This window comes from Ruegeria sp. ABD4_443 (assembly GCF_056160865.1).
In genome coordinates this window covers 512,318-536,965 of sequence record NZ_JBSWYA010000001.1, presented here as the reverse complement: position 1 = coordinate 536,965, position 24,648 = coordinate 512,318, and the positions used below count along the sequence as shown (strand labels likewise).

The 24,648-nt window shown below is 62.6% G+C and carries 28 protein-coding genes; 25 read left to right on the top strand and 3 right to left on the bottom strand.

Annotation, left to right across the window (positions count from 1 at the left end):
* Positions 1 to 134 precede the first annotated feature (134 nt).
* The 8 genes from fabD (at position 135) to ACXAG8_RS02655 (ending at position 7,239) form a co-directional block, all read left to right on the top strand.
* Positions 135 to 1,076, top strand: coding sequence for an ACP S-malonyltransferase (gene fabD / locus ACXAG8_RS02690; protein ID WP_475222404.1), 942 nt, complete (start codon positions 135 to 137; stop codon positions 1,074 to 1,076).
* 42 nt (positions 1,077 to 1,118) lie between these two features.
* Positions 1,119 to 1,856 carry a 3-oxoacyl-[acyl-carrier-protein] reductase gene (gene fabG / locus ACXAG8_RS02685; protein ID WP_475221925.1) on the top strand — a complete coding sequence of 246 codons (738 nt, stop codon included), beginning with the start codon at positions 1,119 to 1,121 and terminating at the stop codon, positions 1,854 to 1,856.
* A gap of 209 nt (positions 1,857 to 2,065) precedes the next feature.
* Positions 2,066 to 2,299 carry an acyl carrier protein gene (locus ACXAG8_RS02680; RefSeq protein ID WP_005982462.1) on the top strand — a complete coding sequence of 78 codons (234 nt, stop codon included), beginning with the start codon at positions 2,066 to 2,068 and terminating at the stop codon, positions 2,297 to 2,299.
* A gap of 137 nt (positions 2,300 to 2,436) precedes the next feature.
* Entirely contained in the window at positions 2,437 to 2,976 is a 540-nt protein-coding gene (locus ACXAG8_RS02675) for a GNAT family N-acetyltransferase (protein WP_475221923.1), read from the top strand.
* Between the two features lie 128 nt (positions 2,977 to 3,104).
* Positions 3,105 to 3,848, top strand: coding sequence for a 1-(5-phosphoribosyl)-5-[(5-phosphoribosylamino)methylideneamino]imidazole-4-carboxamide isomerase (locus ACXAG8_RS02670; protein WP_475221922.1), 744 nt, complete (start codon positions 3,105 to 3,107; stop codon positions 3,846 to 3,848).
* A 200-nt stretch (positions 3,849 to 4,048) separates the two neighbouring features.
* Positions 4,049 to 5,314 (top strand): beta-ketoacyl-ACP synthase II, encoded by a 1,266-nt coding sequence (gene fabF, locus ACXAG8_RS02665; protein WP_475221921.1) that lies wholly within the window; start codon positions 4,049 to 4,051, stop codon positions 5,312 to 5,314.
* Complete coding sequence (mltG, locus tag ACXAG8_RS02660) at positions 5,314 to 6,474, top strand: endolytic transglycosylase MltG (protein ID WP_475221919.1); 1,161 nt, start codon at positions 5,314 to 5,316, stop codon at positions 6,472 to 6,474. The genes fabF and mltG overlap by 1 nt, the downstream gene beginning before the upstream one ends.
* A 246-nt stretch (positions 6,475 to 6,720) precedes the next feature.
* Entirely contained in the window at positions 6,721 to 7,239 is a 519-nt protein-coding gene (locus ACXAG8_RS02655) for a redoxin domain-containing protein (protein WP_475221918.1), read from the top strand.
* 69 nt (positions 7,240 to 7,308) lie between these two features.
* On the opposite strand, the gene ACXAG8_RS02650 is transcribed toward ACXAG8_RS02655, so the two are convergent.
* Complete coding sequence (locus ACXAG8_RS02650; RefSeq protein WP_475221916.1) at positions 7,309 to 8,577, bottom strand: DEAD/DEAH box helicase; 1,269 nt, start codon at positions 8,575 to 8,577, stop codon at positions 7,309 to 7,311.
* Positions 8,578 to 8,848: 271 nt separating this feature from the next.
* Positions 8,849 to 9,661 (bottom strand): LysR family transcriptional regulator, encoded by an 813-nt coding sequence (locus ACXAG8_RS02645; RefSeq protein ID WP_475221915.1) that lies wholly within the window; start codon positions 9,659 to 9,661, stop codon positions 8,849 to 8,851.
* A gap of 519 nt (positions 9,662 to 10,180) precedes the next feature.
* On the opposite strand from ACXAG8_RS02645, the gene ACXAG8_RS02640 reads away from it, so the two are divergent.
* Positions 10,181 to 10,525 carry a hypothetical protein gene (locus tag ACXAG8_RS02640; protein WP_475221913.1) on the top strand — a complete coding sequence of 115 codons (345 nt, stop codon included), beginning with the start codon at positions 10,181 to 10,183 and terminating at the stop codon, positions 10,523 to 10,525.
* The gene (locus ACXAG8_RS02635) at positions 10,503 to 11,804 is read left to right on the top strand and encodes a DNA-packaging protein (RefSeq protein WP_475221912.1); all 1,302 of its coding nucleotides are present in this window, start codon (positions 10,503 to 10,505) and stop codon (positions 11,802 to 11,804) included. Before ACXAG8_RS02640 ends, ACXAG8_RS02635 begins: the two co-directional genes overlap by 23 nt.
* Positions 11,805 to 11,826: 22 nt before the next feature.
* Here ACXAG8_RS02635 and ACXAG8_RS02630 read toward each other — a convergent pair whose 3' ends face one another.
* Positions 11,827 to 12,159: a ubiquitin family protein gene (locus tag ACXAG8_RS02630; protein ID WP_475221911.1), complete on the bottom strand. Its 333-nt coding sequence runs from the start codon at positions 12,157 to 12,159 to the stop codon at positions 11,827 to 11,829.
* A 249-nt stretch (positions 12,160 to 12,408) separates the two neighbouring features.
* On the opposite strand from ACXAG8_RS02630, the gene ACXAG8_RS02625 reads away from it, so the two are divergent.
* The 15 genes from ACXAG8_RS02625 to ACXAG8_RS02555 all read left to right on the top strand — a co-directional run bounded on the left by ACXAG8_RS02625 (position 12,409) and on the right by ACXAG8_RS02555 (position 24,641).
* Positions 12,409 to 13,569, top strand: a complete 1,161-nt coding sequence (locus ACXAG8_RS02625; protein WP_475221910.1) for a phage portal protein — start codon at positions 12,409 to 12,411, stop codon at positions 13,567 to 13,569.
* A complete protein-coding gene (locus ACXAG8_RS02620) occupies positions 13,562 to 13,780 on the top strand; it encodes a GTA head formation protein, RCAP_rcc01685 family (protein ID WP_475221909.1) in 219 nt (72 codons plus the stop codon). The genes ACXAG8_RS02625 and ACXAG8_RS02620 overlap by 8 nt, the downstream gene beginning before the upstream one ends.
* Positions 13,781 to 13,806: 26 nt before the next feature.
* A complete protein-coding gene (locus ACXAG8_RS02615) occupies positions 13,807 to 14,352 on the top strand; it encodes an HK97 family phage prohead protease (protein ID WP_475221907.1) in 546 nt (181 codons plus the stop codon).
* Between the two features lie 35 nt (positions 14,353 to 14,387).
* Positions 14,388 to 15,566, top strand: a complete 1,179-nt coding sequence (locus tag ACXAG8_RS02610; RefSeq protein ID WP_475221906.1) for a phage major capsid protein — start codon at positions 14,388 to 14,390, stop codon at positions 15,564 to 15,566.
* Between the two features lie 174 nt (positions 15,567 to 15,740).
* Positions 15,741 to 16,340 (top strand): head-tail connector protein, encoded by a 600-nt coding sequence (locus tag ACXAG8_RS02605; RefSeq protein ID WP_475221904.1) that lies wholly within the window; start codon positions 15,741 to 15,743, stop codon positions 16,338 to 16,340.
* Positions 16,337 to 16,675: a head-tail adaptor protein gene (locus tag ACXAG8_RS02600; protein ID WP_475221902.1), complete on the top strand. Its 339-nt coding sequence runs from the start codon at positions 16,337 to 16,339 to the stop codon at positions 16,673 to 16,675. The genes ACXAG8_RS02605 and ACXAG8_RS02600 overlap by 4 nt, the downstream gene beginning before the upstream one ends.
* Positions 16,672 to 17,085, top strand: a complete 414-nt coding sequence (locus tag ACXAG8_RS02595; protein WP_475221901.1) for a DUF3168 domain-containing protein — start codon at positions 16,672 to 16,674, stop codon at positions 17,083 to 17,085. Before ACXAG8_RS02600 ends, ACXAG8_RS02595 begins: the two co-directional genes overlap by 4 nt.
* Positions 17,086 to 17,104: 19 nt before the next feature.
* The gene (locus ACXAG8_RS02590; protein WP_475221898.1) at positions 17,105 to 17,518 is read left to right on the top strand and encodes a phage major tail protein, TP901-1 family; all 414 of its coding nucleotides are present in this window, start codon (positions 17,105 to 17,107) and stop codon (positions 17,516 to 17,518) included.
* Between the two features lie 4 nt (positions 17,519 to 17,522).
* Complete coding sequence (locus ACXAG8_RS02585) at positions 17,523 to 17,840, top strand: gene transfer agent family protein (protein WP_475221897.1); 318 nt, start codon at positions 17,523 to 17,525, stop codon at positions 17,838 to 17,840.
* On the top strand, positions 17,837 to 18,046 hold the full coding sequence (locus ACXAG8_RS02580) for a rcc01693 family protein (protein WP_475221896.1): 210 nt from the start codon (positions 17,837 to 17,839) through the stop codon (positions 18,044 to 18,046). Before ACXAG8_RS02585 ends, ACXAG8_RS02580 begins: the two co-directional genes overlap by 4 nt.
* Positions 18,033 to 18,695: a phage tail tape measure protein gene (locus ACXAG8_RS02575; RefSeq protein ID WP_475221894.1), complete on the top strand. Its 663-nt coding sequence runs from the start codon at positions 18,033 to 18,035 to the stop codon at positions 18,693 to 18,695. Before ACXAG8_RS02580 ends, ACXAG8_RS02575 begins: the two co-directional genes overlap by 14 nt.
* A gap of 15 nt (positions 18,696 to 18,710) precedes the next feature.
* Entirely contained in the window at positions 18,711 to 19,343 is a 633-nt protein-coding gene (locus tag ACXAG8_RS02570) for a phage distal tail protein, Rcc01695 family (protein WP_475221893.1), read from the top strand.
* Entirely contained in the window at positions 19,343 to 20,230 is an 888-nt protein-coding gene (locus ACXAG8_RS02565) for a DUF2163 domain-containing protein (RefSeq protein WP_475221892.1), read from the top strand. The genes ACXAG8_RS02570 and ACXAG8_RS02565 overlap by 1 nt, the downstream gene beginning before the upstream one ends.
* Positions 20,227 to 20,673: an NlpC/P60 family protein gene (locus tag ACXAG8_RS02560; RefSeq protein WP_475221890.1), complete on the top strand. Its 447-nt coding sequence runs from the start codon at positions 20,227 to 20,229 to the stop codon at positions 20,671 to 20,673. The genes ACXAG8_RS02565 and ACXAG8_RS02560 overlap by 4 nt, the downstream gene beginning before the upstream one ends.
* A complete protein-coding gene (locus ACXAG8_RS02555) occupies positions 20,673 to 24,641 on the top strand; it encodes a baseplate multidomain protein megatron (RefSeq protein ID WP_475221889.1) in 3,969 nt (1,322 codons plus the stop codon). Before ACXAG8_RS02560 ends, ACXAG8_RS02555 begins: the two co-directional genes overlap by 1 nt.
* The last annotated feature ends 7 nt before the right edge of the window (positions 24,642 to 24,648 follow it).

Here is a 24,648-nt window from a genome sequence, read left to right as displayed (position 1 = left end):
AATGGCTGGGACGGCGGCGCAAGGCGGAGTTGCGCACAGATACGGTGCCGAAATGCAGAATGCAGGCAATGCTTGTGCCGGGCCAATTGTCAGTTTACACCGCGCCGCAACCAAACGTCATCGAAGAGGTTGCAATGACAATTGCGTTTGTATTTCCGGGGCAGGGCGCCCAGACCATAGGAATGGGCAAGGCGCTGGCCGATGCATACCCGACCGCACGGGCCGTGTTCGACGAGGTTGATGAAGCGCTTGGCGAACCCCTCAGCACCTTGATCTGGGACGGGGATATCGAACAGCTTACCCTGACGCAAAACGCGCAGCCTGCGCTGATGGCGACGTCGATGGCGGCCATGCGGGCGCTTGAGGCCGAGGGTGTCTCGATCACGCAAAAAGCGGCCTTTGTTGCCGGGCATTCGCTGGGCGAGTATTCGGCACTGGCGGCCGCCGGTGCCCTTTCGGTTTCCGATACGGCCCGCCTGTTGCGCATTCGCGGCCAAGCCATGCAAAGTGCGGTGCCCGTTGGGCAAGGCGCCATGGCGGCCATCCTGGGCCTTGATCTTGAGGCCGTGCGCGCCGTGGCCGAAGAGGCAGCGCAGGGCGAGGTCTGTCAGGCGGCCAATGACAACGATCCGACGCAGGTGGTTGTCTCGGGCGCCAAGGCCGCCGTTGAACGCGCAGCCGAAATTGCCAAGGCCAAGGGCGCCAAGCGCGCCATCATGCTGCCGGTCAGCGCCCCGTTCCACTGCGCGCTGATGCAGCCCGCCGCGGATGCAATGGCCAAGGCGCTTGCCGAGGTTGAAATCAAGGCGCCTGCGGTGCCGTTGATTGCCAACGTTCGGGCCGCGGCGGTCAGCGACCCGGATGAAATCCGTCAATTGCTGGTCGAGCAGGTCACAGGATCGGTTCGGTGGCGTGAATCGGTTCAGTTCATGGCCGCGCAGGGCGTGACCGAGGCATGGGAGATCGGTGCAGGAAAAGCTCTTTCCGGGATGATCCGCAAGATTGACCGCGCCATCGCGTGCCAGGCGGTCGGTACGCCTGACGACGTGGCCAAAGCCATTCAGACGCCTGCCTGATCGCGCAGGACGTCACAACGAACGAACCAAGAGGGACACCGAATGTTTGATTTGACAGGAAAGAACGCGCTGATCACCGGGGCTTCGGGCGGCATTGGCGGCGACATTGCCCGCGCGCTGCACGGTGCGGGGGCAACGGTCGGACTGTCCGGAACGCGGGTCGAGCCGTTGCAGGCCCTGGCGGACGAGTTGGGCGAGCGGGCACATGTGCTGCCGTGCAACCTGGGCGACGCTGACGCGGTAAGCGCGCTGCCCAAGCAGGCCGCCGAGGCGATGGGGTCCGTCGATATCCTGGTGAACAACGCAGGGATCACGCGCGACAACCTGTTCATGCGCATGTCCGATGAGGAATGGCAAAGCGTGATCGACGTGAACATGACGGCGACGATGAAGCTGTGCAAGGGCGTGATCCGCGGGATGATGAAGGCGCGCTGGGGCCGGATTGTGAACATCTCTTCGGTCGTGGGGGCCATCGGCAATCCGGGGCAGGCGAATTATGCCGCGTCCAAGGCTGGCATGGTCGGGTTCTCCAAGGCGCTGGCCCATGAGGTCGCGACGCGCGGAATCACAGTCAATGCCGTCGCGCCGGGCTTTATCACCACCGCGATGACGGAAAAGCTGACGGACGAGCAAAAGGCCGGTCTGTTGCAGCAGGTGCCCGCCGGGCGCATGGGCAGTTCGACCGAAGTTGCGGCCGCTGTCCTGTATCTGGCCAGCCCCGAGGCGGCCTATGTCACAGGTGCGACCTTGCATGTGAACGGCGGTATGGCCATGTTGTGATCGCGGTCGGGGGCGAATGCGAAAGCGTTTGCCTCTTGCGTTGTCTGTGCTATAGGCGGCGCACACGCGCTTGGGCCGGTCGGTTGATCGGCTCTCTCACTTTCCCGGTAACCCGGGACCTGAACCGCCCGAACGGGCAAACCAAAGCCACCCCGAGCGGGCAAGGGCAGAACCGGGCACACAGCCCAGAAATTGAATGAGGAATAGACATGAGCGACGTCGCAGATCGCGTTAAAAAGATCGTTGTTGAGCACCTGGGTGTTGAAGAGGACAAAGTGACCGAAAACGCGTCCTTCATCGACGATCTGGGCGCAGACAGCCTGGATACCGTGGAACTGGTCATGGCCTTCGAAGAAGAGTTCGGCATCGAGATCCCCGATGACGCAGCCGAGACCATCCAGACCTTCGGCGACGCCGTCAAGTTTATCTCTGAAGCGTCCTAAGCGTTTCAATTCTGATCCGAAACGGCGCTTCCGGGCAACGGAGGCGCCGTTTTTGTTTGCCCTGGTCAATTCGCTCTTGCGCGGTGATTTGTTGGTTTGCACTGTGGACCCGAGGCAAAAAACAAGCGGGCAAGGGCATGATAAGATCCACCCCGATGATAAACACGGCGCGTTTGACGTTGTGCGGGATGCGACCTGAGGATTTCAACAGGTTTGCAGAAATCTGGTGCGACCCCGATGTGGTCCGGCACATATGTGGCAAGCCGCGCACGCGCGGGGCATCCTGGGAATCTTTCCTGCGAAATGCAGGTCATTGGCAGATGGCGGGGTTCGGCCAGTGGGCCGTCGTCCTGCAATCGAATCGCAGGATGATCGGACAGGCGGGGTTTTTCTATTCAGATCGCGGCCTGGGAACGGATTTCGACACCTTCCCCGAAGCAGGCTGGGTTCTGGCGCCTGAGGCGCAGGGGCAGGGGTTGGGCTATGAAGCGGCGCGTGCCGCGCATGACTGGTTTGACCGGATCATGCCGGGCCCGCTGGTTGCGATGGTCGATGCCGCCAACGAGGGATCTCTGAGGCTTGCGCACAAGCTGGGCTATGCGCTTTTGCGCGAAACCAGCTATGAGAACAGCCTGGTAAAGCTGTTCCGACGGGACGGACCGCCCGCCCGTATCTGACAGCGCCCCCGATCCGGGACCGGTGCCGCAAATGGCCCGCGGTTTGCCGAAACTGGGAAGACGCGGTCCGGGCTTGCTCTGCTATGGTATTCTGGATTTCCGGAGCGATCTGGCGGAGGAGCGAGCTCATGAGGATTTACCCTACACTGGAACTGCAGAATGGCCGTTGTGTGACGCTGGACAAGGGGCGTCTGGATAACCCTCTGATCTGGCACGTCGATCCGGCGGAAACCGCGCGCGGATGGGCGGCTGCCGGGGCTGAATGGATGCACCTGACCGATTTCGATTCGATCGAGGGGCGCGACACCAATGCCGAACTGGTCGAGGAAATCATCCGCACCGCCGAGATACCCGTGCAACTGGCCGGGGGCATGCGCAGCCGCGAACAGGTCGAGCATTGGATCGACAAGGGGGCCGGACGCATCGTGATCGGCACCTTGGCGGCCCGCGACCCGATGTTGGTCAAGGAACTGGCCAAGTTCCACCCCGACCAGATCGTGCTTGCCGTTGACGTCTGGCAGGGGGCGGTGATGAGCGATGGCTGGCGCCGTCAAAGCGCGTTCACACCCGAAGCGTTCATCGATGCCTTTGTCGATACGCCGTTTGCCGCCATCGTCGTCACGGATATCGACAGCGATATGGAGGATGTCGAGGCACAGCTTGGTCTGATCTCGGGGCTGGCCGCGCATTCGCGCACGCCGGTGATCGCCAGCGGTGTCGTGCGCACGGCAGATGACATATCCCGGCTGGCCTATATCCCCAATATCGCGGGCGCGCTGGTCGGAAGGGCCTTGTTCCGCAAGACAATCGACCTGTCCGACGCGCTTGAGGTCGCCCGGACAGCCCATGAACCTGTGGCGCAGTTCCAGTAGCATTTGGCCCCCTGGCCGCTGAAGCAGGAGCACCGGGTTCGCCGGTGCCCTGCTTTCGGTGCGAACCGGCAGGATTTTTTGCGCCGTGGGCGGAAATTCGCGGCCGGTTGTCGGTGGGGAATATGCTGTTGCTCTTGCCCCCGGCCCCCGGGGCGGGGTATGAGCGGTTCTCATAACAGGAAGCAGGCAAGAGGCACTTCATGCGCAGAGTCGTTGTAACCGGTCTGGGATTGGTCACTCCTTTGGCGAGCGGCGTCGAGGAAACCTGGTCGCGGCTGCTGGATGGCCAGTCCGGCGCTGGACCGATCACGTTGTTCGACGCAGAGGCAAGCGGGGTCACAACGACCTACGCCTGCGAGGTGCCGCGCGGGGACGGAACCGATGGTACATTCAATCCCAATGATTGGATGCCGCCGAAAGAACAGCGCAAGATCGAGGACTTTATCCTCTATTCCATCGCGGCCGCCGAGATGGCGTGCAAGGATGCAGACTGGCTGCCCGAAGACGAAGAGGCGCGCCTGCGCACCGGCGTTCTGATCGGGTCGGGGATCGGCGGGCTAGGGTCCATCGCGGAAACAGCGAACCTGATCCGTGACAAGGGCCCGCGCAGGGTCTCGCCTTTCTTTATTCCCGGCGCGCTGATCAACCTGGCCTCGGGGCAGGTTTCGATCCGCTTTGGGTTCAAGGGGCCAAACCATTCGGTGGTGACAGCCTGTTCGACCGGTGCCCACGCAATCGGCGATGCAAGCCGGATCATCCGTGCCGGTGATGCGGATGTCATGATCGCAGGCGGCGGCGAAGGCTGTATCTGCGAGATCGGTATTGCCGGTTTCAACGCCTGCAAGGCACTGTCCACCAAATATGCCGATGATCCGAAATCCGCCAGCCGTCCTTACGACATCGATCGCGACGGTTTCGTGATGGGCGAAGGGTCGGGCGTGGTCGTTTTGGAAGATTATGAGCATGCCAAGGCCCGCGGGGCCAAGATCTATGCCGAGGTTCTGGGATATGGCATGTCCGGCGACGCGTACCACATCACCGCCCCCAGCGAAGATGGCGATGGCGCCGAGCGTTCGATGAAGGCCGCGCTGCGCAGTGCCGGGCTGGAGCCTAAGGACCTAGACTATATCAACGCGCATGGCACTTCGACCATGGCAGATACTATCGAATTGGGCGCAGTAGAGCGGTTGCTGGGCGACCATGCCGCAAATGCGACAATGACGTCGACCAAATCGGCCACCGGGCACTTGCTAGGCGCAGCCGGAGCGATCGAGGCGATCTTTTCGATCCTCGCAATCCGCGATCAGGTCGCGCCGCCGACCATAAACCTGGACAACCCGGCGGTTGAAACACCGATTGACCTGGCGCCGAATGCCAAGCGCGAGCGTGAGATCAACGTAGCGTTGTCGAACTCGTTCGGGTTTGGCGGCACCAATGCCAGCGTGATTTTCGGAAAGGTCAGCTGATGTGGCGGGCACTGGCGTCCAACATGCTGACCATTCTGGTGGTCGGCATGTTCCTGATGGGAGGGCTGATCCTGTGGGGGCAATCCCAATACAAGGCCCAGGGCCCGCTTGAAACCGCGATTTGCCTGCAGGTGAAAAGCGGATCGAACATGACCAATGTCAGCCGCGAACTGGAAGACAAGGGCGCGATTTCCAGCGCGACTGTCTTTCGGATGGCGGCTGATTACACCGACAAATCCCAGCAGCTGAAAGCCGGCAGTTTCCTGGTGCACGAAGGTGCGTCGATGGAGCAGATCATTGACGAGATTACCCGCAGCGGCGCCAGCACCTGCGGCACTGAGATCGAGTACCGCATCGGTGTCACGCGGACCCAGGCGCGGGTGCGCGAACTGGACCCGGCAAGCCTGAATTTCGTCGAGATCGCCGCGTTCGAGCTGGGCGAAGACGAAGTGCCGGACGTATTTGCGCAGAAACTGGGTGAGTCTGACACCAGATTCCGGGTGTCGCTGGCCGAAGGTGTCACCAGTTGGCAGGTCGTCGAGGCGCTGAAATCGGTCGAAGTTCTCAGCGGTGCCGTACAGGAATTGCCAGCCGAGGGGATGCTTGCCCCGGACAGCTATGAGGTCACGCCCGGCGGCGACCGGAATGACCTGTTGCAGGCCATGCAGGACAAACAGCAGCTCAGGATCAATGCCGCCTGGGAAGGCCGGCAGGACGGGTTGCCGCTGGCAAGCCCCGAAGAGATGCTGATCCTGGCGTCGATCATCGAAAAGGAAACCGGTCTTCCCGAAGAGCGTGGTCAGGTGGCCAGCGTATTCGTGAACCGTCTGGATCAGGGGATGAAGCTGCAAACGGACCCAACCGTCATTTATGGGGTCACCAAAGGGCAGGGCTCATTAGGGCGCGGGTTGCGCCGCAGCGAGCTGCGCCGTGCAACGCCTTGGAATACTTACCTGATTGACGGCCTTCCGCCCACGCCGATTGCCAATCCGGGGCTTGCCAGCCTTCAAGCTGCCGTTGCGCCGGACGATACGGATTTCGTGTTCTTCGTGGCCGATGGCACCGGCGGGCACGCCTTTGCGAAAACGCTGCAGGAACACAATCGCAACGTCGCCAAATGGCGCGAGATCGAAGCAGAGCAAAAGAATTCGGGCAACTAAAGGGTCCGTGCGCCGCCGGGGCATTGTCAAATCTGCAGCCTGTCAGAGCGGCGGTTTCCAATGCCTCGACCGCGTGGGATATATGCAGGCCCCCCCCGGTTCACGCGTTGGTGATGCCTGTTGGGGGCTATTCCGGGTCTTGCCTGTTGCGTTTTCCGACCGATGTCACGGTAATGGCGGGGGCGGACTAACCCGCCCTTTGGCGCCATAATGCGCGCCTGTTTACCTGAGGCAACGAGGATGGAAATGACGGATTTCAAACCAAAGGTCGGTGTACCGGTCGAGGCATTTGCGCTGTCGGTTGCCGGAGAAAACAGACAGATCGAGATCGGTCGCCCCAAGGATCGGTGGACCATGCTGTTTGTCTATCGCGGCCGTCAGTGTCCACGATGCAAACGATTCCTGGGCAAGCTTAATCAGGCGCTGGCGGACTGGGCCGCCTTGATGGATATCGTTGTCGTGTCGGCCGACCCCGAGGACAAGGCGCTGGCGGACAAGGCTGAATTCGCGTGGGGTTTTGACCTGTGTTACGACCTGTCTCAAGAGCAGATGCGCAAGCTGGGCCTGTATGTTTCGGTTCCGCTTTCCGAGGCAGAGACCGAGCGCCCCTTTGCCGAGCCCGGGGCGTTTGCCCTGCGCCCTGACGGGACGCTGATGCTGGTGGATATCTCGAACGGTCCCGCAGCCAGGCCCGACCTGGACGAGCTGCTTGATGGAATGCGGTTCAATATCGAAAACGACCGCCCGGTTCGCGGAACCGCATAAAACCCGCGGATCACGGGGCCGGGCGATTGCAGGCGGGGCCACACCGAATGCGGTGTGGCCGAGCCGTCGTCAGGCCGCGGGCCTGCGGCGGGGACGCCGTTTCTTGCCGGCGGGTTTGGCCGCGCCTCCGGCTCCGGCGTGCGGACGAGGCCCGCCGCGACGCGAACGGTTGCCCTGACGCCGGTTGGGCTTTTTGGGCTCTTCTGCTTCGGGCATTGTGCCGCTGGCCACGGGAATGTCGATCTTCATCAGTTTTTGGATCTGACGCAGTTGATCGACTTCGTCCGGCGCGCAAAAGGCGATTGCCTCGCCCTCGCGTCCGGCGCGGGCGGTGCGGCCAATACGGTGGACGTAATTGTCCGGGACATTGGGCAGGTCATAGTTCACCACATAGGCGACGCCCGGAATGTCGATCCCGCGGGCGGCGACATCGGTCGCGACCAGAATTGTGATTTCGCCGCTACGGAACGCCTTGATCGCGCGGTCACGTTGTCCCTGGCTTTTGTTGCCATGGATCGAGGCCGCGTTGAAGCCATCGGCAACCAGCCCTTTCATCAGGCGTTCGGCCCCGTGTTTGGTGCGCGAGAACACCAGCGTCAACGCGTCAGGGTCCTTTGACAGTATGTCGCGCAATTTGCCCGGCTTTTCGGCTTTGGTCACGAAGTGGATGGATTGGGTGATCTTGTCGGCGGCCTTGCCCGGAGGCGAGACCTGAACGCGCTGAGGGTTGGTCAGGTAGGCCTGGCTGAGTTCTTCCATCTGCTTTGGCATCGTGGCCGAAAACAACATGGTCTGGCGCGGGGTGCCAAGGTGCGGCGCAATGCGGCGCAGCGCGTGAATAAAGCCCATATCCAGCATCTGGTCGGCCTCGTCCAGCACCAGGTGGCGCACCGAGCCCAGGTCGACCGCGCCACGATCCATCAGGTCGATCAGACGCCCCGGCGTGGCGACAAGAATGTCGGAGCCGCGCGACAGAAAGGAAATCTGTTTGTTGATGGACTGGCCGCCGACAACCGTGGCGACGCGCAGCTTGGTCTTGCCCGTCAGGTTCCGCAGGCTTTCGGCGATTTGGTTGACCAGTTCGCGCGTGGGCGCAAGGATCAGGGCCTTGACCGTTTTGGGGGCCGGTTTGCCCGGTTGTGCCAGAAGATGGTCGATCAGCGGCAGGCCAAAGGCCAGCGTCTTGCCGGTGCCGGTCTGGGCCAGGCCAAGAATATCATGGCCATTCAACGCCAGTGGGATCGCCTGGTTCTGGATCGGTGTCGGTTGGGTGAATTTTGCGCGCTTGAGCGCGTCGTTCAGGGCCGGCGCGAGGCCGAGCATGTCAAAGTCGAACAAATAACTATCCTTTGCAGCCCGGGGAAATGGCCCACGGGCAAGTCGTGATGGGCCGCATCCGCGACCGGCAGGGGTTGTGCGAGGCCTCAGGACGTGCAGGCGTTTCCTGCAACATCTGGCCGTCGCGTCAAGAACCCTGCGTGATGGGGAACTATGGGGTAAATCGGGCGCTGGCGGGCGAAAGGCCCGAATGCTCACGCAGCAGCGCTGTTTGATAGGGCACATGCGGTGTCGCGAAGGAAATGTCAAGCCTTGGGCGCAATTGACCTTTCTAAGCGGTGCTTTGAAGGATCGTTCTGATCCGGTCTATTGCGCGGCGTATTTCCGGCAGATGCCTGTCGTCCTGATGCATGGTGAGCCATTGGTCATGAGACAATTCCGGGATGATCTGCCCAACGCGTTTCAACCCGTCCTGAGTGTCCCCGATGAAGGTCGGCAACACCGCGATCCCAAGGCCCGCAAGCGCCAGATCAAGGCTGTTCCTGGGCGATGTGACCTCGCATATCGCGTCGCGCCCCACTTTCTTTTTCACCCACCGGGCGGATGGCGTATCGGCCAGAACCCCGATCCACCTGTCTTGCGCCTTGGCCGTGGCATAGGGGGCAAAATGAACCGGGGGCAGTTTCTGCCCGGCCAAATTGTCCTGCACAGGCTTTTTGTTGCGGATGCCAAGATGGATCTCGCGGTTGATGATGCTGAGATTTTGTTCGTCCGAGTGGATCCTGAGCCGGATGTCCTGTGGCGTGCCAACGATATCGGTGATCCGCGACATCAGAGCGAGTGCGGACCATGTTCCGGCAGAAAGCTTTATCAGCGGTTTGTTCAGCCGGTCCTTGGGTTTCAGCAGTCGGGCGATCTGACCTTCGACGGGGGCGAGGCGGGACGCCAGTTCCCGACCTTCGGTTGTCAGCTCATACCCTCTGTCGTGCCGGTGAAACAGGTCGATGCCAAGATGCCGTTCGAGTTTGAGCATCCTGCGCCCGAGCGTGGCCGGGCTGCTTCCTGTGACTTTGGCCGCCGGGGACAGACCGCCTTCGCGTGCGACGGCCAGAAACAGGCGTAGGGTGTCCCAGTCTTCATTCATGAAAAGATCATTTCAAAGCATTTCATTTTATTGCACCCATCTGGCCGCTAAATTTGGCGTCAGTCAAGCAGGATCATTGTCACCGGCAGGAGAGCGAACATGACCACGGGTGCAAATCAGATTGGAGGGCGCAGGGTTCCCTTTCCCAGCGCGCGGCGTTCAAGGGCTTTGCAGGAAGAAGATGCCTTTCTGGAATTGCACGGTGGCGTTGGGTCCCGGTTGATTTTTCTGGCTGTTACGGGAATTGAGGCAGCGCTGCGCGGTGTTGCCGGAACGGTCCGTGCGACGCGCCGTTGCAGTGCGCGCGTCGCGGCAAACAGCAGTTGGGGCATTGTCGAAAGGTAAACGCTGCGAACGCCAGCCGTTGCGCGGGTGTTGCGCAACACATTGACTTTGCGCACTTTTATTGGTACATATTGTGTCATGCTAGAAGAGGTGGGCGACGGCCCCGGGGCGACCCGGTGGCCGTTTTTCGTTTCTCTCGTGCGGAAAAACTCACGCATGAGGTCACAGGCAAACATGACTTTGATTACCCCGGAAGAGAGGATGTCGCGGACGGCTGACTTGTTGCAGTCGCTTGAGACATCCATTCGCGATCTGCGGCAAGCGGCGGAAGACCTGCGCAAACAGATCGGAACCGGGGAGGATGCAGATCTTGCTGGTTCAGCCAAGCAATTCGGACAGCTAGAGGGGCTGATCCGAACTTGCCAGAAAGTGGAGACAAGCTTTGTCGAACAACATCACAGACAAGCCGGAATTGCCCAAGGGGGATACGCGCTCGACCTTGACCGGGCTCGGTTTGAGGTCGGGTGCCGGTTGGCTCGCCTCCGCGCCTGCTGCGGTGCAAGACAGATTTCTGAGTGAGATCGGGGAGGGGGGGCTGTGCGCCCTCCCTTTCCTGTTTGAATTCTGGGCGCTGCCGCATCAATTGCCGCCCGAAGGCGACTGGCGGTCCTGGGTGATCATGGGCGGGCGCGGCGCGGGGAAAACGCGGGCGGGGTCCGAATGGGTGCGTTCGATGGTCGAAGGGTCATTGCCGTTGGACAACGGCGCGGCCAGTCGCGTGGCATTGGTTGGTGAGACCTTTGACCAGGTGCGCGACGTGATGATTTTCGGCGATAGCGGGATATTGCAGTGTTCGCCCCCGGATCGGCGGCCCACATGGAAAGCATCGGAACGCAAGCTGGTCTGGCCCAACGGGGCCGAGGCGCAGGCGTTTTCGGCGCATGACCCCGAGGGGCTGCGCGGGCCGCAGTTTGATGCGGCTTGGGTGGACGAACTGGCCAAGTGGAAAAAGGCAGGCGACACCTGGGATATGCTGCAATTCGCGCTGCGGTTGGGGGATCGCCCTCGGGTCTGTGTGACCACGACACCGCGCAACGTAAAGGTCTTGAAGGATTTGCTGGCGTCGCCCTCGACCGTGCAAACGCATGCGCCGACCGAGGCGAACCGGGCCAATCTGGCGGGGTCTTTTCTGGAGGAGGTGCGCGCGCGTTACGCGGGCACGCGATTGGGGCGGCAAGAGCTGGACGGGGTGCTGCTGTCGGATGCCGAAGGGGCGTTGTGGACGGGGTCGATGCTGGAGGCGGCGCGCTGTGCGCAAGCACCCGCGTTGGATCGCATCGTGGTGGCGCTGGACCCGGCGGTGACGTCCGGCTCAGGCGCGGATGCCTGTGGGATCGTGGTCGTGGGGGCTCAGGTGCAGGGGCCGCCCGAGGAGTGGCGCGCCTATGTGCTGGCCGACCGCACGGTGCAGGGCGTTGGCCCGGCAGGTTGGGCGCAGGCGGCGATTGACGCGATGGATGAGTTTGGGGCCGAACGGCTGGTGGCCGAAGTCAATCAGGGTGGGCAACTGGTGGAAGAGGTCGTGCGGCAGGTGGACCCTCTGGTGCCATATCGCGCGGTGCGGGCGTCGCGGGGTAAGGTCGCGCGGGCGGAACCTGTAGCGGCCTTGTACGAACAGGGGCGGGTGCGCCATGTCGCCGGGCTGGACGCGCTGGAAGAGCAGATGTGCCAGATGACAGCGCGCGGGTATCAAGGGCAGGGCTCGCCCGACCGGGTCGACGCGCTGGTCTGGGCGCTGCATGAGTTGATTGTGGGGCCTGCGGGGGCGTATCGGCGGCCTAGGGTGCGGTCGCTTTAGCATTCCGCGGCCACACGAGACATTAACGAGCGGGTACGGACAGTATTGTCCAGTGCCGCGCGTATGCGATGACTTTCGCGCCTTCGCCCCGCCTGTCGCTGATTGCGCCGCGTTCGTGCTTTGGGCAAGCAATCAGGAACGATCCGTCGTCGACCGGTTCACGGATGGCTTGGTTTTCACTGATGACTTGGCAAACGTCCTCGGGCGTTGGGTAAGGCCTGATGGCATTCAGGCCCGAGCTGCCGGCTTCGGTATAATTGAAGGTTGTCGGTTCCGCACCGTAATCCAAATCAGGCCCGAGACATCCTGACACCGCAATAAGCACGAGCGGCGCGACTGGTTTGGTCAAATTCATTATAAACCTTACTGCATTTTTGAAAGCTATGACATTGTAAGTGCAGGAGTATTCAAGCAAAGCTTGCGCGTCTAGATCGAATTTTCAGAGCCGTGTCGGCAATGAGGAAAATCCAGGCCGCGCGCCGGATTGGATTGATAGAGATCACCGTTGCCCACCCCCCGTACGCCCCATTCCCAAGGCTTAAACTTCTTTCCGTCATAACTCCTTTCAACAAGCCGGGCAGTGCGGCGGCAGAAAGGAGCACAGATGGTATTCGATTTCTTGCGTCGTGGATCGGCTGAAGCAGCGCCCGAGGCGAAGGCGAGCGCGGCGGGGCCTGTGGTGGCGTGGCAGACGGGCGGGCGCGTGGCGTGGAGCCCCAGGGATGCGGTGTCGCTGACGCGGACGGGGTTTTCGGGGAACCCGGTGGGGTTTCGATCCGTCAAGCTGATTGCCGAGGCGGCGGCGGCTTTGCCGCTGGTGCTGCAGGATCAGGCGCAGCGGTTTGATACCCATCCGATCCTGTCGCTGATGCGCCGCCCGAATGCGGCGCAGGGCCGGGCCGAAATGATGGAGGCCTTGTTCGGGCAGTTGCTGTTGTCGGGGAACGCCTATGTCGAAGCGGTTCAGGCCGAGGATGGCCTGCCGGTTGAGCTGCATGTGCTGCGATCCGACAGGATGAGCGTGGTGCCCGGCGCGGATGGCTGGCCCAAGGCCTATGACTATGCGGTCGGTGGCAAGAAGCACCGGTTTGCGGCGGAAAACATCTGCCATATCAAATCGTTCCACCCGCAGGATGATCATTACGGATTCTCGCCGATGCAGGCTGCGGCGATGGCGATTGATGTGCATAACAGCGCCTCGCGCTGGTCGAAATCGCTGCTGGACAATGCGGCGCGGCCTTCGGGCGCGCTGGTGTGGAAGGGTGATGGCCATGGGGTGATGGCCGAGGATCAGTTCCGCCGTCTGTCTGACGAGATCGAGCAGAACTATCGCGGGGCGCGCAATGCCGGGCGTCCGATGGTTCTGGAAGGGGGCCTGGATTGGAAACCGATGGGGTTCTCGCCCTCTGACATGGAGTTTCAGAAGACCAAGGAAGCCGCCGCCCGCGAGATCGCGCTGGCCTTTGGGGTCCCGCCGATGCTGCTGGGGATCGCAGGCGACGCGACCTATTCGAACTATCAGGAGGCCAACCGGGCGTTTTATCGCCTGACCGTGTTGCCCCTGGTGACGCGGGTGGCGGCGGCGGTGTCGGAATGGCTGGCGGGCTTTACCGGCGATGACCTGGTGCTGAAGCCCGATCTGGACCAGGTGCCCGCGCTGTCGGCGGAACGCGATGCGCAATGGGCGCGGGTCAACGGCGCCGATTTCCTGACGGATGCTGAAAAGCGCGTGCTGCTGGGGTTGCCGGAGCGTGCGGATGGCTGACGGTTATGCGCCCTTTGACTGCGCGCCGGGCCTGCGTTTGGCGGCGCATGAGCGGGTGGCCGAAATCCAGCACGCGCATCTGTGCCGGCGGCTGGATCAGATCGAAGAGATGATGGAGCGGTTGGAAAAGCGGTTGTGGCTGACGGTCTATGGCGTGGCGGCGGTGATCCTGGCGCAAGCATTCCAGTCATTTCTCGTGGCAACGCCATGAGTTCAATGGGTTACATGGAGAAGTTCATGAATTTGGAACATAAATTCGCGCGGTTTGGCGAAGGTCTATCGGTGTCCGAGGATGCGGTGATCGAAGGCTATGCCAGCCTGTTCGGCCAGGTTGATCAGGGCAGCGACGTCGTGCAGCGCGGGGCCTATCGCGGCTCGCTCGACGGGCTCGCCAGGGCAGGTCAGCGGGTCAAGATGCTGTGGCAGCACGACCCGGCGCAACCCATCGGCGTTTGGGACGAGGTACGCGAGGATGACAAGGGCCTGTGGGTCAAGGGGCGTCTGCTGGAAAGCACGCAGAAGGGCCGCGAGGCCGCCGAGCTGATCCGGGCGGGGGCGATGGATGGCCTGTCGATTGGTTATCGCACCAAGCGGGCCGTGAAGAATGACAAGGGCCAGCGGGTCCTGACCGAACTGGAGCTGTGGGAGGTGTCCTTGGTGACGTTCCCGATGCTGCCCAGTGCGCGGGTGGCGGCCAAGGGGAGCGACCCCGAGGCCGAGAACACCTGGCGCAGTATTGCCGAGGTGTTCGACAACGCTCGGCAGGAGCTGGCGCGGACCTAGCGCGCCTCAAACCCACCCAAAGACAGGACATGCTGATGAGCAAGACCGAGACCCCGGCCTTGACCGGAGAGGGTGCGCCCCTGGTTCAGGAGGTGAAGCAGGCGATGGCTGGCTTCGTGAATGAATTCAAGGGCCTGAAGGCTGAAGTTAAAACCCAATTGCAACAGACAGAAGAGCGACTGACCATGCTGGATCGTAATTCAACCATCGCGGCGCGCCCGCATCTTGCGGCGTCCATCGAGGACGGCGCCCCGCATCAAAAGGCCTTTGACGCCTATGTGCGTTCGGGTGAGGATGACGGGCTGCGCGGGCTTGAGATGGAATCGAAGTCTCTGTCGAGCGCGGTGAACAGCGATGGCGGTTACCTGGTCGATCCGCAAACCGCGGAAATCATCAAGTCGGTGCTGAAATCCACGGCGTCCATCCGTTCGATTGCGTCGGTTGTGAATGTCGAGGCGAACTCGTTCGACGTGCTGATCGACCACACCGATGTGGGCGCGGGCTGGGCGGACGAAACGTCGGCCTCTGTCGAGACGGCGACGCCGTCGATCGACCGCATTTCCATTGCGCTGCACGAGCTGAGCGCGCTGCCCAAGGCCTCGCAGCGTCTGCTGGATGACAGCGCCTTTGACGTCGAAGGCTGGCTGGCCGGGCGCATCGCCGACAAATTCGCACGGGCTGAGGCGGCGGCGTTCATCTCGGGTGACGGCGCGGACAAGCCCAAGGGTATTCTGGACCATGCCAAGGTCGACAATGATGTCTGGGACTGGGGCAATATCGGCTATGTGCCCACTGGCATTGATGGTGGCGTCGATGCGGATGCGATTGTCGATGTGGTCTATGCGCTGGGCGCGCAGTACCGGGTCAATGGCACCTTTGTGATGAACTCGAAAACGGCCGGAGTGATCCGCAAGCTGAAGGACAGCGATGGACGCTTCCTGTGGTCGGATGGTCTGGCTGCCGGTGAACCTGCGCGTCTGATGGGCTATCCGGTGCTGATTGCCGAGGACATGCCGGATTCCGCGACCGACAGTTTCTCGATCGCCTTTGGCGACTTCCAGGCGGGTTACACCATTGCCGAGCGTCCCGATCTGCGCGTGTTGCGCGACCCGTTCAGCGCCAAGCCGCATGTCCTGTTCTATGCGACCAAGCGCGTGGGCGGCGACGTAAGCGACTTTGCCGCGATCAAGCTGGTGAAATTCGGCACCGCCTAAGCGGTGACGGATCCGGGGGGCCATATCGGCCCTTCGGGCGGCGGGCGCGGGCCGGGGTGAGATCCCTCGCGTTGTCTAGCTGCTCCCCTCCGTCCGAGCAACGTGGGGCGGCGCGTGCCCGTCATTTTCCTGAAGTAGCGGCCCCGGAGGGGTCCGAGATTGCGGAGTGTATGGATGATGTTGACCGAAGAAACCGCCATCGCGGATGCGGCGCTGCCGGTGGATCAGTTCAAAGCGCATTTGCGGCTGGGTACCGGGTTTGCCGAGGACAACCTGCAGGACGATGTGCTGAAAGGTTTTCTGCGTGCGGCCATTGCAGCGATTGAGGCGCGGACCGGCAAGGTGCTGATCGAACGAAATTTTTCCTGGTGCGTGAGCATCTGGCGCGACCCTGCCGGTGAGGTTTTGCCCGTGGCGCCGGTCCAGAGGATTGGCGAGGTCACCCTGACGGACGCGGCAGGCACCGACACATTGGTGGATGCCTCGGCCTATCGGTTGGAACGTGACAGCCAGCGGCCCCGGTTGCGGCCCGCAGCCCTGGCCTTGCCGGCAATCGCGACGGGCGGTTCGGTCAGCATTGTCTTTGCCGCAGGGATGGCCGGGGATTGGGGCGGCCTGCCCGCCGATCTGGCACAGGCGGTTCTGTTGCTGGCCGCGCATTACTACGAATACCGGGATGAAACCGCGCTTGGCGACGGGTGCATGCCCTTTGGTGTGACCAGCCTGATCCAGCGCTACCGGATGGTTCGGTTCGGTGCAGGAGTGGGCCAATGAAGGTGCCGCATTTGAACCGGCTGCTTGTGCTTGAGGCACCGGAAAGGCTGGCTGACGGGTCCGGTGGTTTCACCGAGACCTGGGCCGCGCTGGGCAATCACTGGGCCGAGGTTTCGGCGCGCAGCGGCGCCGAACGATCCATTGCCGGTGTGCCTGTGTCGCGGGTCAGCTATCGCATTGTCGTGCGCGGTGCCCCGCAGGGGTCTTCGATGCGGCCCGCGCCGGATCAGCGGTTCCGCGAGGGCGAACGCCTGTTCGTGATCCGCGCCGTCGCAGACCGGGACCCGCGCGGGCATTACCTGACCTGTTTCGCAGACGAAGAGGTGGCGGCATGAGCTATGGCACAGCGGCAGCATTGCAAGAGGCCGTCTTTCGACAGTTGTCGCGGGATTCCGATGTCAGCACGCTTGCGAACGATGCGATCTACGACGCGGTTCCCGCAGGGGCAGTGCCGCAGACCTATGTGACGCTTGGGCCCGAGGATGTGCGCGACGCATCCGACCAGTCGGGGGCAGGTGCGGTGCACCGGTTTACGGTTTCGGTCGTGTCCGAAGCATCGGGATTTGCCGCAGCCAAGACCCTGGCCGGTGCGGTCTGCGACGCGCTGGAGGGCGCACCGCTTCTTTTGGCGCGGGGGCGGCTGGTCGGGCTTTGGTTTGAACGCGCTGCGGCCCGGCGCACTGGAACGGGCGGAGCAATCCGGCAGATCGACCTGAGGTTCCGCGCTCGCGTGGAAGATAACTGAGCAATCAACGGAGAGAATTATGGCTGCGCAAAATGGAAAAGACCTGTTGGTCAAAGTGGATATGAACGGCACCGGGCTGTTCGAGACCATCGCGGGGCTGCGCGCCACGCGGGTGAGTTTCAATGCCGAAAGCGTGGATGTCACCAGTCTGGAAAGCCAGGGCGGATGGCGCGAGCTTTTGTCTGGCGCAGGCGTGAAATCCGCCGCAATTTCCGGCTCGGGCGTGTTCAAGGACGCCGGTACGGATGAACGTGCGCGGCAGCTGTTTTTTGATGGTGAGACCCCGGCGTTTCAGGTGATCATTCCCGATTTTGGCATTGTCGAAGGGGCGTTCCAGGTCACCGGTATCGAATATGCCGGATCGCATAATGGCGAGGCGACCTATGAGATGAGCATGGCAAGCGCCGGTGCGCTGAGCTTTACGGCGCTGTGATCCGATGACCAATCCGTGGACGGGCGAGGTGGCGCTAACCATCGATGGGGAGCGGCGGGTGCTCAAGCTGACATTGGGCGCCTTGGCCGAACTGGAGCAGGATCTGAACAGCAGTTCGCTGGTTGATCTGGTGCAGCGGTTCGAGGGCGGAGGGTTTTCCAGCAGCGATGTGCTGGCATTGGTTGTGGCCGGGCTGCGGGGCGGCGGCGCGCAGGTTACCCGCGATGACCTGTTGCATGCCGAGATCGCAGGCGGCCCGATGGCGGGTGCGAAAGCCGCCGCCGAGCTATTGGCGCGCGCCTTCATGGTGCCGGGGCAATGAGCGGTTTTGACTGGCCGGTGCTGATGCGGGCCGGGATGACGGGTTTGCGCCTGACGCCGGATCAGTTCTGGCGTCTGACACCGGCCGAGCTGCGCCTGATGCTGGGGCAGGGTGCCGGCATGCCCGCGATGAACCGGGCGGGGCTGGACGCGCTGCTGGCCGCCTATCCGGACAGGAAACAAGGAGAGCATGATGACGGATCGTGACGGGTTTGATGATCTGCAGGAACGAGGCGAGGCGCTGGGCGATGCGCTGGGGGATGCGGCAAGCATGGCGGCGGCCTTTGACAGCCAGATGAAACGGATCAGTGCCGCCTTCGAGGAAACCGGCAAGGATGTCGCCACGTTGGAACGGGGCATGTCCAGTGGGTTGCGCAAGGCGTTTGACGGTGTGGTGCTGGACGGAATGAACCTGTCGGACGCGCTGGGGGTGCTGAAAAGCTCGATGATCAGCACGGCCTATTCTGCCGCGATAAAACCGGTGACCGAGCATTTTGGTGGCATGTTGGCCAATGGGATCGGCGGCCTTGTGCAGGGTCTTTTGCCATTTGCCGATGGCGGCAGTTTCAGCCAGGGCCGCGTTCTGCCCTTTGCCAATGGCGGTGTGATCAGTGGGCCTACGACTTTTCCGATGCGCGGCGGCACCGGATTGATGGGCGAGGCCGGCCCCGAGGCGATCATGCCGCTGGCGCGTGGCCCTGACGGCAAGCTTGGCGTGCGCAGCGCGGGCGGCGGGCAGGCCGTGAACGTTGTCATGAATATCACGACACCGGACGTGCAGGGGTTTCGCCGCAGCCAGAGCCAGATCGCAGCCCAGATGAGCCGCGCGCTGGGGCGCGGAAACCGCAACAGGTAGATCACGGAGCAGGACATGAATTTTCACGAGGTGAGATTTCCCGCCAGCCTGAGCTTTGGCTCGGTTGGGGGGCCCGAACGGCGCACGGATATCGTGACGCTGGCCAATGGTTTCGAGGAACGCAACACGCCCTGGGCCCATTCGCGGCGGCGGTATGATGCGGGCCTTGGGATGCGCTCGCTTGAGGATATCGAGACTTTGATCGCCTTTTTCGAAGCACGCCAGGGCCAAATGTTCGGGTTCCGGTGGAAGGACTGGTCCGATTTCAAGTCCGGAACCGCCGCTGCCGATACAGACAAGCGTGATCAGGTTATCGGGCGGGGCGATGGGGTCACGACCCAGTTTCAGTTGATCAAGACCTATGCGTCGGGCGGGTTCGATTATGTGCGCCCCATCGTCAAGCCGGTGCTTGGGACGGTGGCGGTCGGATTGGACCAGGACGAGATGCGCGAAGGCGTCGATTTCGAGATCGACCTTGCCGTCGGCGTGATCACCTTCGCGGACCCTCCGGGTGAGGGTGTCGAGGTGACGGCGGGCTATGAATTCGATGTGCCGGTGCGGTTCGACACCGCGACCATCCAGACCAGCGTCGCCAGTTTTCAGGCCGGAGACGTGCCGAATGTTCCGGTGGTCGAGGTGCGCGTCTGATGGGGGGAAACAAGCAAAGCCTGTTGAATCATCTTCAGTCCGGTCTGACAACGGTTTGCCGGTGCTGGGCAATCACCCGGTCAGACGGCCAGACCTTTGGCTTTACCGACCACGACCTGGAACTGTGTTTTGACGGGCTGATCTTTAAGGCCAGCACCGGGTTGACGGCCTCGGCGATCGAACAGGCGACGGGGCTGGCGATTGACAATACCGAGGCGATGGGCGCCTTGTCCGACGCGTCGGTTCGCGAGGCGGATATCGAAGCGGGGCGTTTCGATGGCGCCGAGGTTCGCGCATGGCTTGTCAACTGGGCCGACCCAGAACAGCGCTTGCTGCAATTTCGGGGGTCCATCGGCGAGCTGCGCCGCGCCGGAGGGGCTTTCCACGCAGAGCTGCGGGGCCTGACGGATTTGCTCAACCGTCCGCTTGGCCGGATCTACCAAAAACCCTGTACCGCGGTTCTTGGCGACCGGGCCTGTCGCTTTGATACGACTGCGCCGGGATATTGCGAAGAGGCCGAGATCAGCACCGTCACGGATGGTACATCCCTGCGTCTGACAGGCGCGGAGGCCCCCGAAGAGGGTTGGTTCGAACGCGGTCGTCTGGATGTTTTGACAGGGCAGGCCGTGGGTCTCTGGGCCTCGGTCAAGCGCGACAGCTTGGTCGCAGGCGGGAGAGAGCTGAGCCTGTGGACCGGGGTCGCCGGTGTCTTGGCCGCCGGTGATCGGGTGCTCCTGACGGCGGGCTGCGACAAACGCATGGAAACCTGTCGGCTGAAATTTTCCAACACCCTGAATTTTCAGGGTTTCCCTGACTTGCCCAGCGACGACTGGGTAATGGCGGTGCCGAAGAAGAGTCAAGCAAACAACGGAGGCAGCCGGAGGTGAAAAAGGATCGACAGCAGATCGTGGTCGCGGCGCGGTCGTGGCTTGGAACGCCTTACGTGCATCAGGCCTCGGCCAGGGGGGCCGGGACCGATTGCCTGGGATTGCTGCGCGGCGTGTGGCGAACAGTTATCGGGCACGAGCCGGAAGACGTTCCGAGCTATAGCATGGACTGGTCCGAACCGCAGGGCGAAGAGCGGATGTGGCAGGCGGCGCAGCGGCATCTTTTGGAAAGGCCGGTTGGTGCCATGCGGGCCGGCGACGTTGTCCTTTTCAGGATGCGAAACGGCAGTGTTGCCAAGCATCTGGGCATCATCAGCGCGGTCGGGTCCGTCCCCCGTTTCATTCACGCCTATTCCGGGCGCGGTGTCGTTGAAAACACGCTGAGCACGCCCTGGCGACGCCGGGTGGTCGCCTGTTTCGAATTCCCACTGGAGGATCTGTAATGGCTACTATTTTGTTGTCTGCGGCGGGTGCAGCCATCGGGGGGTCGGTCGGCGGTACGGTCGCGGGGCTGTCGACGGCGATTGTCGGGCGCGCGGCGGGTGCGACGCTTGGCCGGGTTATCGACCAGCGCCTGATGAGCCAATCCGTCATGGGCGGTGGCAGCGAGGTCGTGGAAATGGGGCGGCTGGACCGTTTTCGGCTGACGGGGTCCGGCGAAGGTGCGCCATTGGCAACCGTCTTTGGCCGTATGCGGGTCGGCGGCCAGGTGATTTGGGCTTCGGATTTTCTTGAAACACGGTCCACCTCTCGCAGCACGCAATCAAGCGGCAGCGGCAAGGGCTCTCCGCAGCAGGCCGAGGTCACGACAACCACCCATAGCTATAGCTATTCGATCTCGCTGGCGATCGCGGTCGGGGTCGGGGAAATTGCTGATGTTCCACGCATTTGGGCAGACGGGGAAGAGCTTGAGCGATCGGGCCTGAACATGCGGGTCTATGCCGGCACGACGGATCAGTTGCCCGATCCATTGATCGAGGCCATCGAGGGAACCGGAGCCGTACCGGCCTATCGCGGCTCGGCCTATGTCGTGATCGAAGACCTTGCGCTGGGCGCATTCGGCAACCGCGTGCCGCAGTTTTCATTTGAGGTGGTGCGCCAGACCCAGGCCGGGATGCCGGACCACGCCGAGGCCTTGCCGCAATTGGTGCGGGGGGTGGCCCTGATCCCAGGAACCGGTGAATACGCGCTTGCCAGTGAACAGGTCAATTACTCCAAGGGGCGCGGCCAAAGCTGGGCGGCCAATGTCAATTCGGCCTCGGGCGAGCCCGACCTGGTGGCGTCGACGCGCGCATTGGCCAGTGAACTGCCATCCTGCGACGCGGCTTCGCTGGTGGTGTCATGGTTCGGTGACGATTTGCGCTGCGGGGCATGCGAAATCCGTCCCAAGGTCCTGCGAAAGGATGTAGACGGGGCCAATATGCCGTGGGCCGTTTCGGGCGAGACCCGGACTACGGCCCCTCTGGTCACGCACCGCGAGGATGAGCCAGTCTATGGCGGCACGCCATCGGATCAGGCCGTCGTGCAGGCGATCCGCCATCTTGCATCCGAGGGCAAGCGGGTCATGTTCTATCCGTTTATCCTGATGGATCAGGTGGCGGGGAACAGCTTGCCGGACCCCTGGTCGGATGCGCCAAGCCAGCCCCAGTTGCCATGGCGCGGGCGGATCACGCTGGACATCGCGCCGGGGCGGGCCGGGTCGGCGGATCAGACGGCGGCTGCAGAGGCGCAGGTCGCGGCGTTTTTCGGCCAGGCGCGGGCCTCGGATTTCGTAATCGGCGATGGCACCGTCAGCTATGACGGCCCACCCGAATGGGGGCTGCGCCGGTTCATCCTGCATTATGCTGCGCTGTGCAAGGCTGCGGGCGGGGTCGCGTCATTCTGCATCGGTTCGGAAATGCGGGGACTGACGCAGATACGCGGGGCGGATGGTTTTCCGGCCGTCGCGCAATTGCAGGCGTTGGCGCAAGAGGTGCGTCAGATCGTGGGGCCCGAGACCAAGATCGGCTATGCGGCGGACTGGACCGAGTATTTCGGATACCAACCCGCCGATGGAACGGGGGATCGTTATTTCCACCTGGATGATCTTTGGGCCGACGACGCGATCGATTTTGTCGGTATCGACAATTATATGCCGCTGTCCGACTGGCGCGACGGGTCCGATCACAAGGATGCCGCCGCCGGGGTCCGGTCGATCTATGACCAGGACTATCTGCGCGGCAATATCGAAGGTGGCGAAGGGTATGACTGGTACTATGCCACGCCGGAAGAGGCCGAGGCGCAAATTCGTGCACCGATCGAGGATCTGGCGCATAACGAGCCCTGGGTGTGGCGTTACAAGGATGTGCGGGGGTGGTGGTCCAACCCGCATCACGAACGGATCGGGGGCACAAGGCAGGCCAACCCGACGGCCTGGGTGCCGCAATCCAAACCCATCTGGTTTACCGAACTGGGATGCGCGGCAATCGACAAGGGGACCAACCAGCCAAACAAGTTTCTGGACCCGAAATCATCAGAGTCCAGTTTGCCGCTATACTCGAACGGCCGGCGGGATGATTACATGCAGGCGCAATACCTCAGGGCGGTTCTGGGGTATTGGGGCGACGCGACAGTCAACCCGGTTTCCGATGTCTATGGCGGGTCGATGGTCGACATGTCGAACGCCTATGTCTGGGCCTGGGACGCGCGGCCCTATCCGGCTTTTCCCAATACCGGAAGCTTGTGGAGCGATGGCGAGAACTATGCGCGCGGACATTGGCTGAACGGCCGGTCGGGAACGCGCAGCCTGGCTGATGTTGTCACGGAACTCTGCCATGGGGCCGGGGTAACCGCGATTGACGTGTCCGGCCTGGATGGTGTCGTTCGCGGGTATTCGATCGAAGATGTCACGGATGCCCGGTCGGCATTGCAGCCGCTCATGCTGCGATACGGGTTCGACGCGATTGAACGCGACGGCGTGTTGCAGTTCCGGATGCGTGACGGGCAGGGGGGCCAGGCGATTGATGCCTCGGTCATGGCAGAAAGCCCGGATATTGACGGGATCGTCGAGTATCAGCGCGAGGCCGAGGCCGAAATGACCGGGCGGGTGCGCTTGCGGTTTGTCCAGTCCGACGCAGATCATGATGTGATCGCGGAAGAAGCCGTGCTGCCCGATGACCGCACGCATGCCGTTGCCGTGAACGAAATGCCGCTGTCGCTGACGCGCGGCGAAGGACGGCAGACCGTTGAACGATGGTTGAGCGAGGCACGCGTGTCACGCGACCGTGCCCGGTTCGCCTTGCCTCCATCGCTGTTGCATCTGGGCGCGGGCGACATCGTCCGCCTGAACCCCGGTGGGTCTGACGACGGACAATTGTACCGGATCGACCGGCTTGAACAGGCAGAGCTTCAGCTGGCCGATGCGACCCGGATTGAACCGGGCGTTTACCAACCCTCGGACCTGCCGGATGAAACCGTTTCGACCGAGCCTTATTACGCGCCTGTACCGGTGCTGCCGGTGTTTCTGGACCTGCCGGTGCTGACAGGATCAGAGGAACCGCATGCCCCCCATATTGCCGTCAGCGCCGATCCGTGGCCGGGCAGCGTGGCGGTCTATGCCGCCGCCAGCGATCAGGATTATGCATTGCGCGATGTCCTGACCGGCCAGGCGGTCATCGGGTTTACCGAGACCCCGATGGCGCGTGCAGGGGCGGGGCTTTGGGACGAAGGCCCGGCCCTGAATGTGCGCCTGATCGAGGGCCAGTTGGAATCCCGGCCCCGCTCGGATCTGTTGAGCGGTGCGAATATCGCGGCAATTGGGGATGGCACACCGGGCAACTGGGAGCTTTTCCAGTTTGCGACTGCAGAGTTGCAGGAGCCCGGCCTTTATGCGCTGTCAGGGCGTCTGCGCGGCCAATTGGGAAGCGATGCGCTGATGCCGGATAGCTGGCCCGAAGGGTCCATGTTCGTCTTGCTGGACGCGCGGGTTCAGCAGGCCAGCCTGCTGCGATCCGAACGGCGCGTGGCGCGGCATTACCGCATTGGCCCTGCAACCCGCAGCTATGACGACGCGTCATATGTCCACCTGGTCGAGTCCTTTGATGGCAACGGCCTGCGCCCCTATGCCCCGGCCCATCTTGTGGTGGCTCGTACACCGATTGGCGACGATGTCAGCTGGATACGCCGCACGCGAACCGACGGCGACGACTGGAGCGGCCTGGACGTTCCGCTGGGCGAAGAAAGCGAAGCCTACTTGGTAAGGGTCAGGATCAACGGGGTGGTGCAGCGCGAGGAAATGTCGAATGGCCCGCACTGGCACTATCCGGCTGCGTGGCAAACGGCGGATGGGGCTGCCGGGGGGTATGCGCTTGAGGTGGCGCAAATCTCGGCCAGTTATGGCGCCGGGCTGTTTGCGACACTGTCGGTCGGATAGCCGCCGG